Origin of the sequence: Mesorhizobium sp. M8A.F.Ca.ET.165.01.1.1 (assembly GCF_004792065.1) — a bacterium.
GTDB lineage: Bacteria > Pseudomonadota > Alphaproteobacteria > Rhizobiales > Rhizobiaceae > Mesorhizobium.
Genome location: NZ_SRTH01000003.1, coordinates 189,032 through 204,571 on the forward strand (window position 1 = coordinate 189,032; position 15,540 = coordinate 204,571).

The following is a 15,540-nucleotide window of genomic DNA, read 5'->3' on the forward strand; positions in this document are numbered from 1 at the left end:
TCATTTCATGCCGAATGCAGGTCTGCGCCGTGGTCGTTTGGTGACCGCTTTTGGCAGCATGCTGCTTCGATGGAGTTGACTATGCTCCTGATCTGATGTTCAATCAAACGAAATGGAATGATGCTTTGTATCAGAAAAATTGAAGGCTGATCGCCATGAACGCCCCACTCAATCATCCGCTGCCGCTGCTCGACCTCGACGTTTTGCGCACTTTCGTGGCGATTGCCGAGACCGGCAGTTTCACCACTGCGGCCAATGCGGTGTTCCGCACGCCGTCGGCCGTCTCCATGCAGATCAAGAAGCTGGAGGATATTCTCGGCCGCTCGGTGTTCGCGCGCGATGCGCGTTCGGTAACGCTGACCACGGACGGCGAAATGCTGCTCGGTTATGCCCGCCGGCTTTTGTCGATCAACCGCGAGGTGGTGTCGAAGTTCATCATCCCCGATATTGTCGGCGTTGTGCGGCTGGGCTCCCCCGATGACTATGGCGAGCGCGTGCTGCCGCATGTGCTGAAACGTTTCGCGCAGTCGCATCCCTCGATCGCCGTCGACGTCACCATCGACCAGAGCAGCAATCTGCGCCGCCGCATGGACGACCGGGCGCTCGACATCACGCTGTTGACGAACTCGTACAAGACCAGCGCGCTCGGCGCCGAGGTGCTTTTGACCGAGCCGATCGTGTGGGCCGGCGCCAAGGGTGGCTGCGCGCATCTGCGCGAACCTTTGCCGGTTTCGCTTTGGGAAGAAGGCTGCGCCTGGCGGGCCGGTGCGCTCGAGGCATTGGGCCGCGAGGGCCGCAATTACCGCGTCGCTTACATGAGCGCCCATACGGCCGGCCAGCGCGCCGCCATCATGGCCGACCTCGCGGTCGCGCCGCTGCCGCGTTCGTTCCTCGGCAATGACATGGTCGAACTCTGCCCGAAGGACGGCATGCCCGATATCGGCACTTACAATCTTGCCATGGTGGTGGCGCCGGACGCCAGCGCGCCGGTCAAGGCCGTCGCCGACCACATCCGCGCGACCTTCGAAGTGTTCCGGGAAACCGGCAAGTTCTGATTATCCGGGATACCCGGACTGGAGGCGCTGCTCCGCAGCCTCCGCGGAGGGCGCCTTGAACCTTGCCGCCGTGCCTTGAACGATCGGCGAAGGGCTCTCGTTGAGGAAAGCAACGATGTGTTGGCGCGCGCGCCGCGCTTCGGGCATGTCAATCAGCGGCCAAACGTGGAACATGCCTTCCTCGTAGACCAGCTCCACCTCGACACCGGCGGCGCGGGCTTTTTGTGCGAAGATCAGATTGTCGGGTGTGAGAAGATCGCGGGAGCCCGTCAGGAGCAATGTCTTCGGCAACACCGACAGATCGCCATAGACCGGGCTGATGCGCCAGTCTGCCGGATCCATGCCGGCACTATAGAGCCGGATTGCCTCCCGCCCACCGGCAATGCCCAACCATGGGTCGTTTCGCTCCGCCTCGAACACTTCGGGGTTTGCGAGCGAGACGTCGAGCCCGGGTGAAATCAGCACATGGCGCGAGGGTAGGGGCAGGCCCTCTTCCGCCGCCATCATGGTCAGTACCACCGCCATGTTGCCACCCGCGGAATCGCCCATGAAGATGATCTCTTCCGCCTCCGTCTCCTCGATCATCTGGCGATAGACATTGCCGACCATGCCGAACATGGCGTGGAAATCGTGTTCCGGTGCGATGGGATAGATCGGCACGGTGATGCCGTAGCCCAGCCGGTCGGCCATGTCGGCGATCAGATACCAGTGATAGGGCGTGATCTCAAAGACATAGGCGCCGCCGTGCAGGTAGAGAATTCGCTTGTGCTCTCCGGCCCGGGGGGCGATTTCGTAGACCGGGAAACCGTCCACGCTGCGCGTCTGGATGTCGTAACGCTGCTGCAGCGCGGCCGGTGGATGGTGATCCTCGGTTTTGCGCGCGGCCGCGATCCAGCGCCGCAAGTTTTCCGGGCTGGAAAAGGCCTGCTTGCGGCTGTGCCTGAGCACGAAGGATACGACGTGGCTTTTCAAACTTGGCATGCGGAGACACGAACTTCGGCGGCAGCCGACTAAGAGATTTCCCCCTCCAAGCGAAGATCGTGCCTTGGCCGAAAATGTCAAGATTTACGCTGTGCCCACACGCTGGTGTGATCCGCGCGCTGTCGTCGGCGCCGCGGCAAAAGCGCCGCGCGCAATCGGTTGCTGGTGGCCACCGGGGATGTGCGAGATCCCCGGCGGATGCCGAGCAATTTGCATTTGTCGGCGAACGTCATCAGCGCGTCGTACCCAGAAGCAGCGAGGCGAGCGTCACCTGCGGATCGTTCGGCGGCGATGCCGGCCAGCCGATGTCCTTCTGGACATGCGCCGGCAAGCTGTTCAGCGCGCGGATCGCCTTGTTCCTGGCATGGGCTTGCCTGATGGTCACACCGAAGCGGCCGAGATTTTCGAACATCGACATTTTCATCTCCCTTGAAGAACGGCCGTGGCCAAGGACTATCCTCGGCCGCCGTTCGATGCGGGGTAAATGCGCCTGCCATGTATCGGATGGATTTCGCGGAAGCAGCGTTTCGGTTTCCGGATCGGTTCGATCCGGAAACATTTGCATACAAATGAAATCGAGGGAGGGGCCGGCGGGCCTATTCGCGGCTGCGCCGTGCCGCGTGGCCCTCGCGCGAGCGCCGGCGCGGCGCGGCGTCGCCGGCGATGCCGTCCTCGCTCACCGTCTTGCGTGGCGGCAGTTTCACCGCCGCCGACAGTTTCGGGAACGGATCGACCTTGTTGGGCAGCGCCATGGCGTAGACGAAATGCTCCTGGAATTTCGGTTCCAGCGCTGTCTCGATCTTCTCGATCTGGCTCACCGTCTCCTCGATCTCGCGGCGGTAGCCGCGATTGAGCAGCGCCATCCGCGCGCCCGCACCGGCGGCGTTACCGACGGCCGAAACCTTGTCGAGGTCGCAGTCGGGGATCAGGCCGAGCACCATGGCGTATTTCGGATCGATGAAGGAGCCGAAGGCGCCGGCGAAATGGATGCGGTCGACATGCTCGGTGTTCTGCTTTTCCATCAACAGCTTGGTACCGGCATAGAGTGCAGCCTTGGCAAGCTGGATGGCGCGCACGTCGGTCTGGGTGATGGTGATCTTGGGTTCGCCTTCCTTCAGCACGTAGGAGAAGGTGCGGCCGTTGGCGACGACGCGCGGCGAGCGCGCGGCAAGCGAACCGTCGACGACACCGTCCTCCGAGATGATGCCGGCGAGATACATTTCCGCGACGATCTCGATGATGCCGGAGCCGCAGATGCCGGTGACGCCGGTCGCCTGCACGCTGTCGAGGAAGCCGGGTTCGTCGGACCACAGTTCCGAGCCGATGACGCGGTATTTCGGCTCCAGCGTGTCGGGATCGATGCGCACGCGCTCGATGGCGCCGGGCGCTGCCCGCTGGCCGCCTGAGATTTCGGCGCCTTCGAAGGCCGGGCCGGTGGGCGAGGAGGCAGCCACGACACGCGCGCGATTGCCGAGTACGATCTCGGCATTGGTGCCGACATCGACGATCAACATCATCTCGTCCTGGCGATGCGGGCCTTCCGACAGCGTCACCGCCGCCGCATCGGCGCCGACATGGCCGGCAATGCAAGGCAGCATATAGAGGCGCGCGCCCTGGTTGAGCTTGAGGCCGATGTCGGAGGCCTTGATGCGAATGGCGCCCGAGACGGCAAGCGCGAAGGGGGCTCCGCCGAGCTCGGTCGGATCGATGCCGAGGAACAGGTGATGCATGATCGGATTGCCGACGAAGACGGAATCCAGGATGTCGTTGCGCTGGACGTTGCCTTCGGCGCAGACCTTGTCGACGAGGCTGGAGATCGCCTCGCGGACAGCAACCGTCATGCCTTCGCGGCCATCCGGGTTCATCATCACATAGGAGACCCGGCTCATCAGATCCTCGCCGAAGCGGATCTGCGGGTTCGACGTTCCGGACGAGGCAGCGACGCGGCCAGACAGCAGCGACACCAGATGCATGGCGATGGTGGTCGAGCCGATGTCGCAGGCCAGGCCATAGGCCTCGTTCTTGAGGCCCGGCCATAGCGCGATGACGCGCGCTATGTCGCTGTCGGCATCCTTGTGGATGGCGGCGGTGGCGGTCCAGTTGCCCTTGCGCAATATGCCCTGCACCTGAGGCAGCAGGTAGAAGTCGAATTCGAGGTTCTTGAGGCCCCAATCCTTCATCAGCGCGATCTTGAGCCGGTCGAGATCGCCCAGCGGCTTGTGCATGTCGGGCTCTTCGATCTCGACATAGCACATGCGGATTGCCGTATCGCGGGCGATCACCCTGGTGTCGGCATCCTTGCGGATGGTCTGCGCGTTGATGACAGTGTCCTGCGGCACGTCGATGACGAGATCGCCGAGGATCTGCGCCGAGCAGGAGAGGCGGCGCCGTTCGGGCAGGCCGCGCACGCGTTCGTAGCGCTCTTCCTTGGGGCCTTTGGGCGAGATGTGGTCGTTTGAAGAGGTGATCTTGTGCTTGGCGAAATTGCCTTCCTGCACCTCGATCTGGCAGCGCCCGCAAGTGGCGCGCCCGCCGCACACGCTTTCGACATAGACGCCGAGCTGACGCGCGGCGTCGAGCACGGGCGTGCCGACAGGGAACCGCCCGCGCTTGCCTGACGGCATGAACAGCACGAGCGGATCGGTAATGTTTGCAGGTGAATTCACGATTGCGCGCTTATCCCCGGCCCATCCGGGCTTCACGGCCACCGCGCCGGCGGCCGCCATTGCCGCCGCCTTCGCCCGGTGCATTGACCGCTGTCGGCGCCGCCACCGGGTGACCGCCTTCGGCCGGCTTGTAGTCCTTGTAGGTGCGGATCCAGTTGGTACAGTTCTCGTCGGTGCCGTTGAGCACGTTGGCGCCGCGCACGGCTTCCATTTCCTGTGGGCGAACCGGGTTCATGATCGCCGAGGTCATGCCGGCGCCGATTACCATCGGGATGAATGCGGCGTTGATGCCATGGCGGTGCGGCAGGCCGAAGGAGATGTTGGAGAGGCCGCAGGTGGTGTTGACCTTGAGCTCCTCGCGCAGGCGGCGCAAGAGCGCGAACACCTGGCGGCCGGCATCGCCAAGCGCACCGATCGGCATGACCAGCGGGTCGACAACGACGTCGTGCGCCGGAATGCCGAAATCGGCGCAGCGCTGCACGATCTTCTTGGCGACGGCGAAGCGCACGTCCGGATCCATCGAAATGCCGGTCTCGTCATTGGAGATGGCGACGACGGGCACGTTGTATTTCTTGACCAGCGGCAGGATGGCCTCGAGTTTCTCCTCCTCGCCGGTGACGGAGTTGACCAGCGGGCGGCCCTTGGCGACCTTCAGCGCGGCCTCGATCGCGGCGGTGACGGAACTGTCGATCGACAGCGGCAGATCGACCAGGCCCTGGACGATTTCCAGCGTCTGCACCAAAAGACCAGGTTCGGTTTCGTTCGGGTTGACCGAGGTGACGCCGGCATTGACGTCGAGCATGGTGGCGCCGCAGGCGGCCTGCTCCAGCGCGTCCTTGATGACGGTCTCGAAATTGCCAACCACCATCTCGGCGGCGAGCTTCTTGCGGCCGGTCGGGTTGATGCGTTCGCCAATCACGCAGAAGGGCTGGTCGAAGCCGATGATGATTTCTCGTGTCGCCGAGGCGACGATGGTCCGGGTCATGAAATCTCTCCGTCGTGATATAAAGAGTTCTTTATATCGTTATCTCTTGTCGATCAAGCGAATGGTGCGTTCCGCGCGGGTCAATGCGCGGTCTTCACCATGTCCACCTGGGTTTCTGTAATATCTTCGTGCAGGATGCGGTCCAGCCGGTCGGCGACCATCTGGTCGTCGCGGCGGATTTCACGCTTCCATGGCTGGCGGCCCTTCAGCACGCCCGATTCATCGACGATCTCGGCGACATATTCCTCCTGGCGATAGGCCATCACATGGATGCCCGAGACACCGGGAATTTCCTTCACCTCGTTGATGATGTCGGTGCAGAGCTGCTTGCCTTCCTTCTTCTGGTCCTGGGCGCCTTCCAGCCGCTTGATGACGGCATCCGGAATATGGATGCCCGGCACGTTGGAGCGGATCCATTTTGCCGTCTTGGCCGAGGCCAAGGGGCCGACGCCGCACAGGATGAACACTTTCTCGGTGTGGCCGAGATCGCGCGCTTTCTGCATGAAGGTCTTGAACATCGGCACATCGAAGCAATACTGCGTCTGCACGAACTGCGCACCGGCGGCGATCTTCTTGCCGAGATGGATCGGGCGAAAGTCGAAGGGCGGCGCGAACGGGTTGACGGCAGCGCCCAGGAACAGCTGCGGCGGCGTCGTCAGCTTGCGGCCGGACAGAAACTTGCCGTTGTCACGCATGATGCGGCAGGTCTCCAGCAGCGACATGGAATCGAGATCGAACACCGGCTTGGCGCCCGGCTGGTCGCCGGCCTGGACGCCGTCGCCGGTCAGGCACAGCATGTTGGCGACGCCCATGGCAGCGCCGCCCAGCACGTCGCCCTGGATGGCGATGCGGTTCTTGTCGCGGCAGGCGATCTGCATGATCGGTGCGTAGCCCATGCGGGTCAGCAGCGCGCAAATACCAACCGACGACATGTGGCAGTTGGCGCCGGACGCATCGACAGCGTTGATGGCGTCGACCCAGCCGTCGAAGATCTTCGCCCTGTTGTAGACATCCTCGGGATCGGCGCTGTCGGGTGGGTTGAGCTCGGTGGTCACCGCGAATTCGCCGCGCCGCAGTACGCGCTCCAGCCGGCCGCGCGAGGTGTGGCCGGGCAGGGGATCGAGCGGCAGGTGAATGCCGGCCGGGTTCTCGTCACGCTGACGGCCGGTCATGCGGCGGCTCCGGTCTTTGGCGCGGCAGCGGCTTCGCGGGTTGCCGCCGCCTGCGCGGTGACGCGCAGCCAGGCCGAGGTTTCGCGCAGCGACTGGTCGACCGGCTTCTGCACGGTGAGGATCCTGTCGGCGTTGACCATGTTCTGCGAACCTTCCCAAGCCTTGACCCAGACGCAGGGCATATTGGGCTCGACCTCGCAATTGCCGTTGGCGCGCACGCCGCCGCAAGGGCCGTTGCGCAACTGCTTGGGGCAGTTCATCGGACAAGACATACCGGTGGAGGACAGGATGCACTGGCCGCACATGCGGCAGTCGAACATAAAGCCCTTGACGCGCTTCTCGATGAATTTCACCGGGGCCTCGACGCGGCCATAGCCGATGCCTTTCCACAAGGGATGCAGCAGCAGGAACATGTCGGCGAAGCGGGCATAAAACCATTCGAGCAGGCGCGAGTGCCGAATGGACCATAATCTCACCGCGAACGAGCGCTGCACGCGGCGCTGCGGTGAGACGTCGGCCGGCTTGTAGTCGGATTTCGCCGCAGCCTTCTTGACCAACGTGGCTTGGGTAACCGTCGGGTTCTCGTCAGACATTTTCTTTCCCGCCCGCCTTGACCAGAGCGACCAGCCGCTCGCGGTCGTATTTCGCGTCGAGCTCGTGGAAAGCCTTTTCGACCTCGGCTTCGAGATCGTCACCGACCGGAACCGGTTCGGCCTTGCGCCATTCGGCGAGATAGTCGTCGGTGCCACCGGCGCCGGTGCGCATGGCGCACATGTCGATGGCTTCGGTGAAGCGCAACGGCAATTCGCGCTTGGCGTTCTGCCGACCTTTCCTGACGATGACCTGGGCAGGGATGTCGCGCCAGTAGACGACGATAAGATCGGCCATGAATTCTCGCTCCTCGATATTCCGAGCATTGCCGCAAGCGTCGTAAGGCTGCTTGTTATGGGACGACGCGCGCGCATTCAAAAGCGACGCATTTGGATGTCGTAAAATGAAAGGTGGGTTTATTCGTTTGCGACCCATGTCGCGACGGGGTCAATGCAGTGGTATGGCGGCGGAGTTTGCGCTGTTTGCGGGGCTGGATGCGTCACCAGATGCCGGTTCTCAGCCCTGTCCAGACGTAGAACCAGATCGTTGGGTGGTACCACTGTTTCGATGGCAGCCCTGGATCGAATGTTGCGAGTTTTCCGGCCAGCGCATCGCTGACCGCCTCGACGCAGATGTCGCGCGAAAACGCCGCCTGGCGCAGCGCATAGCTAGAGATGGTGTCGCCTTGTTTGGGCTTGCCGCGCACCTGCTTCAACACGCCGCCGGTGTCGACGCCCGCATCGACCAGATGGACGGTCGTGCCGAAATTCTGCGGATCGCCCGACGTCAATGCCCAGTAGCCGCCATTCATGCCGCGGTATTTCGGCGTGATGCCGGCATGATAGTTGAGCACCGGGCAAGGCATTTTGGCCAGCATCTCGCTGGAAATCAGCCTGCAGCCGTTCAACAGCACGACGCCGGGCTTGATCGTCTCGATCGCCTGCAGACATTCCGGCCCGTTGGCGGATTCCACATGGACGATGACCTGGCCTTGCCGCGGTTCCGTTTCAAGCTTCTCCTCGGCAATCAACCGGGCGGCGTGTTTGACGTTGAGCCGTTTGCCAAGCCTGCTCAGCACCATGGTGCCGAGCTGACCCATGGCGGACATCCAGCCCTGGCGTCGGGCGCGGCCATGCAGCAATTGCTTTTTAGATTCAGGGATTTCGAGGACGACGCTGACAGGGCCGACGCGGTCGGCGAGATCGTTGATCATGGCCCAGACATGCGCACCGCCGCCGGTAACGACTACAATCGGTCGCGGATTGGATCCCGACGCTGCCATTGATCTTGCCATGCTCCAAGGACCGGCTGACGTGGCCGGACCTTACGGCAGGCGGGTTAATCCTTGGTATGCCGGAAGCCTTACCAGGACATGAAGGCCGGTCAGCGTTTGAACTCCATGATGTCGAGCTTCGATTCGTAATATGGCGCGGGGAATTCGATGCGCCATTCCTTGGCGCTGTTGCGGAAGGCGTAACCGACCTGATCGGTCTGCGGACCGCTGCCATAGGGCTTTGCCCGGTCGTCGTTGACGGAGCCGGAGCCAAGATAGATCGAGCGCTTGTCGCCATCGTCGAAGAAGCGGCCCTGGGTGCGCTGCGAACCGCTGATCTTTTCCAGCCGCCAGCCGGAGCCATCATCGGTCACCCTGCATTTGAACCAGCCATAGATGACGAGTGGGCTCAGTCCGCCGACCTTGATCGTGCGGCACCGCCAGTTGCCGGTGAGATCCTTGTCGGAGAAGGCGACCAGCGGCTTGGCCAGCAGCGCGTCGAGTTGCTTGACCTCGGCGGGTTTGCCCGCCTTTGCCTCGGCGAGTGCTGCCTTGCGGGTGTCGCCATATTTGTCGAGCCGCGCCTTGTCGGAGGCGGTGATCAGTTTCTGCACTTGACCGTCGGCAAGGGCGGGCAAGGAGCAGCAGAGCAGGCCGACAACGGCAAGCAAGGGGCGGAGGTTCATCGAAGGATTCCCTGTTTTGTCTGGAACGGCGCCGCTGCCGTCTGGTGCATAACTTACCGGGTCGCTGGCGCCTGTCATCCATGCTTAACAGCGTCACGATCGAAATTCATGGTGTGACGAATGCGAATCTTGCTTACGGGATCATCGGGTTGGCTGGGAAGCGCGTTGGCGCCACGCCTGCGCGGGCTTGGACATGACGTCACCGGCCTCGATCCCGTTCCGTCGGCCGAAACGCGGATCGTCGGTTCGATTGCCGACCGTGACCTCGTCATGCGCGCCGTTGGGGAAAACCGGATCGAGGCCATCATTCACAGCGGCGCGCTGCACAAGCCCAACATAGAAAGCCATGCCAACAGCGATTTCATCGCGACCAACGTGCAAGGCACGCTAAACCTGCTCGATGCGGCGGTGGCGGCCAATGTGCAACGCTTCGTCTTTACGTCCACAACCTCGCTGATGATCTCGCAGGCGATACGCGACGGCTTCAAGGGCGGTGCGCGCAGGGCGGCGTGGCTGACGGAAGCGATGTCGCCCGAGCCGCGCAACATCTATGGCGTGACCAAGCTCTCGGCCGAACATCTTTGCCGCCTCTACCATCTTCAGCATGGCCTGCCGGTGGTTGTGCTCCGCACGGCCCGCTTCTTTCCCGAAGCCGACGACATGGCGCATGCGATCGAGCAGTCGGACGCCAACACCAAGGCGAACGAATTGCTGTTTCGGCGGCTGACGGTGGACGACGCGGCGCGGGCGCATGTCGCGGCCCTGGAGAAGGCGCCGGAGCTCGGCTTCGACATCTTCATCGTCTGTGCGCCAACGCCGTTCCAGCCCGATGATTGCGCGGACTTGATCGCCGACGCTCCATCGGTCGTGGCGCGTTATTATCCCGAATTTCCCGCCCTTTATGCGCGCAAGGGCTGGACGATGTTTTCCTCGATCGACCGGGTCTATGACGCGTCGCGGGCTAGGGACAGGCTGGGTTTTGTCTGCAGGACGAGCTTTGCCGATGTGCTGACGGCGCTGGCGGCGGAAGAAGCTGCCTGAAGCCGTCAGGCGTTCGATGCGATCCGCGCTAGCTCCGGCGTCAGATCGCCGTAACCGGTCGAGCGGCGCTCGTAGGCGAGGCCGAGCAGGGCGGCGGCTTTTTCCGCAACCTTGTCGAGCTCAGGATCATCGGTCTGCGCCAGATAGATCAGTCTCTCGTAGTTGCCGAAATAGTCCTTGATCAGCTCCGGGTGCTTGTCCAGGCCGAGCGGCTTCATGAAGAAGGCATCGAACTGACGGCACAGGAAGTCGGTCATGTAGAAAGACATCATGTCGTCGTCGGCGACCTTCGCATAGGCGTCCATGCCTTGGTAGAAGGCGAAGCAATGCGGGCCGGCCATGCGCTCGACGCCATGCTTTTCCAGCACGCGGTCAAGCAGACCGCCCGTACCGCAATCGGCATAACCGACGAAGATGTGTTCGTAACCCTCCGCCTTGGCCTTTTCGATGGCCTTGTCCATGGCCGGCGCGATGCGGTCCGGATAGAAATGAAATTCCGCCGGCAAACAGGTCAATTCCAGGTGGCTCAGCCCGAGCTGTTCCTTGACGGCCAATACCTCACGCGCAATCATTCCGCAGGCGATGACGAGCAGCCTGCCTGTCTGATTCGGTTTGGTTTTTTTCGTCTTGACCAAGTAGAACCGGCTTTCGCTGCGGGGCTATTATCTGTCGAGGGAGACACCGTCCATGAAACTGCTACGCATTGCGCCGATCGCCATCCTTGCCTGCGCGCTTGCACTCACGGCCTGCGCCAACACCATTCGGGGTGTCGGCAAGGATGTCAAATCGACGGCGAGGGCGGTCAAAGACACCGTCGCCAATTGATCGGCAGCCGCGTCCCTCATCTGGGAACAAAAAAGCCGCGCTGCAAGGCGCGGCTTCCTTTTCGTCGTCCCGATGCCTTGGATCAGGCCGAAGCGCGCACGTTGTGCTTGCGCTTCATGAAATCCTTGGCGGTCTCGACCGCCACCGCCGCGTCGCGGCAATAGGCGTCGGCGCCGACGGCCTTGCCGAATTCCTCGTTGAGCGGCGCGCCGCCAACCAGCACGACATAGTCGTCGCGGATGCCCTTTTCCTTCATCGTGTCGATGACGACCTTCATGTAGGGCATGGTGGTGGTGAGCAGCGCCGACATGCCGATGATGTCGGGCTGGTGCTGCTCGATCGCATCGAGATACTTCTCGACCGCATTGTTGATGCCGAGGTCGATGACGTCGAAGCCGGCGCCTTCCATCATCATGCCGACGAGGTTCTTGCCGATGTCGTGGATGTCGCCCTTGACGGTGCCGATCACCATCTTGCCCTGCTTGGGCGCGCCGGTGGCGGCGAGCAGCGGACGCAGGATGAACATGCCGGCCTTCATGGCATTGGCCGACAGCAGCACTTCGGGAACGAACAGGATGCCGTCGCGAAAATCCTCGCCGACGATACGCATGCCTTCGACCAACGCCTCGGTCAGCACCTTGTAAGGAGCCCAGCCGCGCTCGAGCAGGATGCGCGTGCCTTCCTCGATCTCTTCCTTCAGACCGTCATAGAGATCGTCGTGCATCTGCTGCACCAACTCTTCGTCGGAAAGTTCAGAAAGGATGATCTCGTCGTCCGACATTTTAATCCAGCTCCTCACGGCATCGCGACTTTGTCGCAAGGCACAAAATAATGGCGTTCATACCTAACCCGCAACGGGCGGGTATCCATAGCTGATTTGCGACTTCCCGCAAAAGGAAAGCGACTGGAAAATCTATCGGATTTCTTGTCGATTTTGCGACAGGCGTTGGCGCGGACTGGCCGTTTCGAATAGGGTGCATGGCTACGATCCGGGCAAAGCCGCGCCATGCGGCCGCAACGGTTACGGTCCGGCCATAGTCAGGCAGGCCATATTCAGGGAAGAGCGATCATGAGCGAACACGCGGCAGTCGACCAGGAAGCGTCCAATGCGCGGCGTGGGCGCGGCGCCAGCGGTGGAGCGGCGGCCCGCCGGGCCGCGCGTTCCGGCGGCGGCCCCGGCACCCAGCTCACCTACATCAAGCGCAAGATCAACGTCTACGAGGTGCTGAACGAGGAAGGTCTGGCGCTGATCGAGAAGAACACCGACACGGTGCTGGAGGAGATCGGCATCATTTTTCGCGATGACGCGGAAGCGCTGCAATTGTGGAAAGAGGCCGGCGCCGACGTCAAGGGTGAGCGCGTGCATTTTCCCAAAGGGCTCTGCCGTTCGCTCTTGAAGACCGCGCCGTCCATCTACACCCAGCATGCCCGCAATTCGGAGCGCTCGGTGCAGATCGGCGGCAATGCGACCGTGTTCGCACCGGTCTATGGTCCACCCTTCGTGCGTGATCTGGACGGCGTCAGGCGCTATGCGACGATCGAGGATTTCCAGAATTTCGTGAAGCTCGCCTATATGGCGCCATCGATCCACCATTCGGGCGGCACGGTGTGCGAGCCGGTCGACGTGCCGGTCAACAAGCGCCATCTCGACATGGTCTACGCGCACATCAAATATTCCGACAAGCCGTTCATGGGTTCGGTGACCGCGCCGGAGCGCGCCGAGGACACGGTGGCGATGGCCAAGCTGGTGTTCGGCGACGATTTCGTCGAGAACAACACGGTGCTGACCAGCCTGATCAACGCAAACTCGCCGATGGTGTTCGACGAGACCATGCTTGGCGCCCTGAAAGTCTATTCGCGGCATAACCAGGCCTGCATCGTCACGCCGTTCATCCTCGCCGGCGCGATGAGCCCGGTGACGGTCGCCGGTACGCTGACGCAGGTGCTGGCCGAAGTGCTGGCCGGCGCATCGTTCACGCAGCTGATCCGTCCGGGCGCCCCGGTGCTGTTCGGCACCTTCGCCTCGTCGATATCGATGCAGTCGGGCGCGCCGACTTTCGGCACGCCGGAACCGTCGCTGGTCTCCTATGGAGCAGCGCAACTCGCCCGCCGCCTCGGACTGCCGTTCCGTACCGGCGGCTCGCTCTGCGCGTCCAAGGTTCCGGATGCACAGGCAGCCTATGAGAGCGCCAACACGCTGAACTCGACGATTCTCGCCGGCACCAATTTCGTGCTGCATTCGGCCGGCTGGCTCGAGGGCGGGCTGGCGTCCTGCTACGAAAAATTCATGATGGATATCGACCAGCTCGGCATGCAGCAGAAATTCTGCGAAGGCGTCGACCTGTCGGAAAACGGCCAGGCGATGGATGCCATTCGCCAGGTCGGCCCGGGCAGCCACTATCTCGGCTGCGACCATACCCAGGCCAATTTCCAGACCGCCTTCTACCGCTCGTCGATCGCCGACAACAACTCCTATGAGCAGTGGCTGGCCGAAGGCCAGAAGACCGCCCCGCAGCGTGCCAACGATCTCGCCCGCCGCTGGCTGGAGGCTTACGAGGCGCCGCACCTTGATGAAGGCATCGACGAAGCCCTGAAGGACTTCATCGCCAAGAAGAAAGGGTCGATGCCCGACGCCTTCACCTGAAAGGAGCCCGAGTCAGGCGGGGCTAAAGTCGCCAACATCATCCACAAGGAAGTCTGGCGGAGCGCGTTCTCCGATCCGGACCGGAAGGGATGATTGCGTGCGCGGCATGATCGAGGAGATCACGGCCGCGCTTGCGGCCAACGGCTTTATCCTTCGTGGTGGTTTCAGGCTCGGCGATGACGAGGTGGCGCCAGCCGGATTTTCCGGCGCTCCAGCCAACTCGGTGCTGCTGGTCGGGCAGGCGGGCGCGGCGCCGTGGCCGCACTTCATGCGGTGGCGTGAGAAGCAGCCACCGTCCGCCATCAATCCGCTCGACACATGGTCGCGCGCGGTCATCGGCGCCGTTGCCGACGATTTCGGCGCGCGCGCTGTGTCGCCTTCGGACCGCCCGTATCTGCCGTTCCAGCGATGGGCGATGCGGGCCGAGGGGCTGAAACCGTCGCCGCTCGGCATCCTGATGCATCCGAAATATGGGCTCTGGCACGCCTATCGCGGCGCATTGCTGTTCGATCAGGAGATCGCGACCCCCGAAGCTGACGCAGCGATTCACCTTTGCGACGCATGCATCGAAAAACCCTGCCTGAAATCCTGTCCAGTCGGCGCCTATTCGGTGGACGGCTTCGCGCACCAGGCGTGCCTGGCGCATGTGCGCGGCACGGATGGTGCGCCTTGCCGTGCCGGCGGCTGCCTCGACCGCAACGCCTGTCCCTACGGCGCTGAGCATCGCTATCCGGCCCATGTCCAGGCTTTCCACATGGCGGCGTTCGCCGGAGTATAGGCATTCCTCCGAACCGCACGGAAACTTGACCGAGATCGGCAGGTTGCGGCTTGCCCTGGCGGGCGGCGCGGATATCTATCGCCTGGCAACCGGCGGAGCGCGCAATGACGAAGCAGGACATCGAGATCAAGACCCTGGACGGCACGGCGAAGGCACGGCTGTTTCGTCCAGCCTCGCCCGCCAGGGCCGGCATCATCATCTACATGGATATTTTCGGTCCGCGTCCGGTGCTCGACCAGATGGCCGAGCGCCTCGCGGGGCATGGCTATGCCGTGCTGGTGCCCGATCTCTTCTACCGCTATGCGCCGTATGGCCCGTTCGATCCCAAAACCGCCTTTGCCGAGGCAAGGACCAAGGCCCTGCTGTTGATGCTGAGCGGCGGCACGACGCAGGGCATGACCATCCGCGACGGCAGCGCCTTCCTCGATGCTCTGGCCGCCGAGAGGATCGCCGGACCTGTTGGTGTCGTCGGCTATTGCATGGGCGGCGCGCGGGCGCTCAACGCCGCCGCGACCTATCCCGACAGGATCCGGGCCGCCGCCAGTTTCCATGGCGGCAACCTCGCCAGCGATGCCGCCGACAGTCCGCACCGCAAGGCGGCTTCCATCAAGGCGCGCATCTATGTCGGTATGGCGGGCGTCGACCGGAGCTTTCCGCCGGAACAGTCGACGAGGCTGGAAGAGGCGCTGCGGAATGCTGAAGTCGACCACACGATCGAGAATTATGTCGGCATGGCGCATGGCTGGTGTGTGCCCGACCATAGTGTCTTCAATGCAGCCGGTGCCGAGCGGCATTGGAAGCGATTGACGGATTTGTTCGCCGAAACGCTGGTCTGAGCCTTCG

General features: G+C 62.9%; 17 protein-coding genes. 6 read left to right on the plus strand and 11 right to left on the minus strand.

Annotation, left to right across the window (positions count from 1 at the left end; translation table 11 throughout):
- Positions 1-155: 155 nt before the first annotated feature.
- Entirely contained in the window at positions 156-1,055 is a 900-nt protein-coding gene (locus tag EN808_RS10180) for a LysR substrate-binding domain-containing protein (RefSeq protein WP_015317416.1), read from the plus strand.
- Here EN808_RS10180 and EN808_RS10185 read toward each other — a convergent pair whose 3' ends face one another.
- From EN808_RS10185 to EN808_RS10225, 9 genes are all read right to left on the minus strand, one after another.
- Positions 1,056-2,036, minus strand: a complete 981-nt coding sequence (locus EN808_RS10185) for an alpha/beta hydrolase (protein WP_127871532.1) — start codon at positions 2,034-2,036, stop codon at positions 1,056-1,058. It abuts the gene before it with no gap.
- 232 nt (positions 2,037-2,268) lie between these two features.
- Positions 2,269-2,454, minus strand: coding sequence for a hypothetical protein (locus EN808_RS36270; RefSeq protein ID WP_167531375.1), 186 nt, complete (start codon positions 2,452-2,454; stop codon positions 2,269-2,271).
- A gap of 178 nt (positions 2,455-2,632) precedes the next feature.
- Complete coding sequence (locus tag EN808_RS10195; protein ID WP_135915704.1) at positions 2,633-4,762, minus strand: ASKHA domain-containing protein; 2,130 nt, start codon at positions 4,760-4,762, stop codon at positions 2,633-2,635.
- Positions 4,713-5,687 carry a methyltetrahydrofolate cobalamin methyltransferase gene (locus tag EN808_RS10200; protein WP_135866672.1) on the minus strand — a complete coding sequence of 325 codons (975 nt, stop codon included), beginning with the start codon at positions 5,685-5,687 and terminating at the stop codon, positions 4,713-4,715. Before EN808_RS10200 ends, EN808_RS10195 begins: the two co-directional genes overlap by 50 nt.
- A gap of 80 nt (positions 5,688-5,767) precedes the next feature.
- A complete protein-coding gene (locus EN808_RS10205) occupies positions 5,768-6,859 on the minus strand; it encodes a methylenetetrahydrofolate reductase (RefSeq protein ID WP_127278052.1) in 1,092 nt (363 codons plus the stop codon).
- Positions 6,856-7,452, minus strand: a complete 597-nt coding sequence (locus tag EN808_RS10210; RefSeq protein ID WP_135915705.1) for a methylenetetrahydrofolate reductase C-terminal domain-containing protein — start codon at positions 7,450-7,452, stop codon at positions 6,856-6,858. Before EN808_RS10210 ends, EN808_RS10205 begins: the two co-directional genes overlap by 4 nt.
- Positions 7,445-7,747: a virulence factor gene (locus EN808_RS10215; protein ID WP_127871527.1), complete on the minus strand. Its 303-nt coding sequence runs from the start codon at positions 7,745-7,747 to the stop codon at positions 7,445-7,447. The genes EN808_RS10210 and EN808_RS10215 overlap by 8 nt, the downstream gene beginning before the upstream one ends.
- Before the next feature lie 202 nt (positions 7,748-7,949).
- On the minus strand, positions 7,950-8,732 hold the full coding sequence (locus EN808_RS10220; protein WP_135915706.1) for a formyl transferase: 783 nt from the start codon (positions 8,730-8,732) through the stop codon (positions 7,950-7,952).
- 101 nt (positions 8,733-8,833) lie between these two features.
- The gene (locus EN808_RS10225) at positions 8,834-9,409 is read right to left on the minus strand and encodes a DUF4893 domain-containing protein (protein WP_127278056.1); all 576 of its coding nucleotides are present in this window, start codon (positions 9,407-9,409) and stop codon (positions 8,834-8,836) included.
- Between the two features lie 120 nt (positions 9,410-9,529).
- Here EN808_RS10225 and EN808_RS10230 point away from each other — a divergent pair, with 120 nt between their 5' ends.
- Complete coding sequence (locus tag EN808_RS10230) at positions 9,530-10,450, plus strand: NAD(P)-dependent oxidoreductase (protein ID WP_135915707.1); 921 nt, start codon at positions 9,530-9,532, stop codon at positions 10,448-10,450.
- Between the two features lie 5 nt (positions 10,451-10,455).
- Here the strand turns inward: EN808_RS10230 and EN808_RS10235 are convergent, their stop codons facing one another.
- A complete protein-coding gene (locus tag EN808_RS10235; RefSeq protein WP_127871523.1) occupies positions 10,456-11,085 on the minus strand; it encodes a DUF1638 domain-containing protein in 630 nt (209 codons plus the stop codon).
- A 52-nt stretch (positions 11,086-11,137) separates the two neighbouring features.
- On the opposite strand from EN808_RS10235, the gene EN808_RS10240 reads away from it, so the two are divergent.
- The gene (locus EN808_RS10240) at positions 11,138-11,275 is read left to right on the plus strand and encodes an entericidin A/B family lipoprotein (RefSeq protein ID WP_019858698.1); all 138 of its coding nucleotides are present in this window, start codon (positions 11,138-11,140) and stop codon (positions 11,273-11,275) included.
- Positions 11,276-11,357: 82 nt separating this feature from the next.
- On the opposite strand, the gene EN808_RS10245 is transcribed toward EN808_RS10240, so the two are convergent.
- Positions 11,358-12,056 carry a B12-binding domain-containing protein gene (locus EN808_RS10245; protein ID WP_135915708.1) on the minus strand — a complete coding sequence of 233 codons (699 nt, stop codon included), beginning with the start codon at positions 12,054-12,056 and terminating at the stop codon, positions 11,358-11,360.
- A 288-nt stretch (positions 12,057-12,344) separates the two neighbouring features.
- Between EN808_RS10245 and EN808_RS10250 the strand changes: the two genes are divergently transcribed.
- The 3 genes from EN808_RS10250 (at position 12,345) to EN808_RS10260 (ending at position 15,533) form a co-directional block, all read left to right on the plus strand.
- Entirely contained in the window at positions 12,345-13,919 is a 1,575-nt protein-coding gene (locus EN808_RS10250) for a trimethylamine methyltransferase family protein (protein WP_127278059.1), read from the plus strand.
- A 97-nt stretch (positions 13,920-14,016) separates the two neighbouring features.
- Positions 14,017-14,697: a hypothetical protein gene (locus EN808_RS10255; RefSeq protein ID WP_135915709.1), complete on the plus strand. Its 681-nt coding sequence runs from the start codon at positions 14,017-14,019 to the stop codon at positions 14,695-14,697.
- Positions 14,698-14,801: 104 nt separating this feature from the next.
- The gene (locus tag EN808_RS10260) at positions 14,802-15,533 is read left to right on the plus strand and encodes a dienelactone hydrolase family protein (protein ID WP_135915710.1); all 732 of its coding nucleotides are present in this window, start codon (positions 14,802-14,804) and stop codon (positions 15,531-15,533) included.
- Positions 15,534-15,540 lie beyond the last annotated feature (7 nt).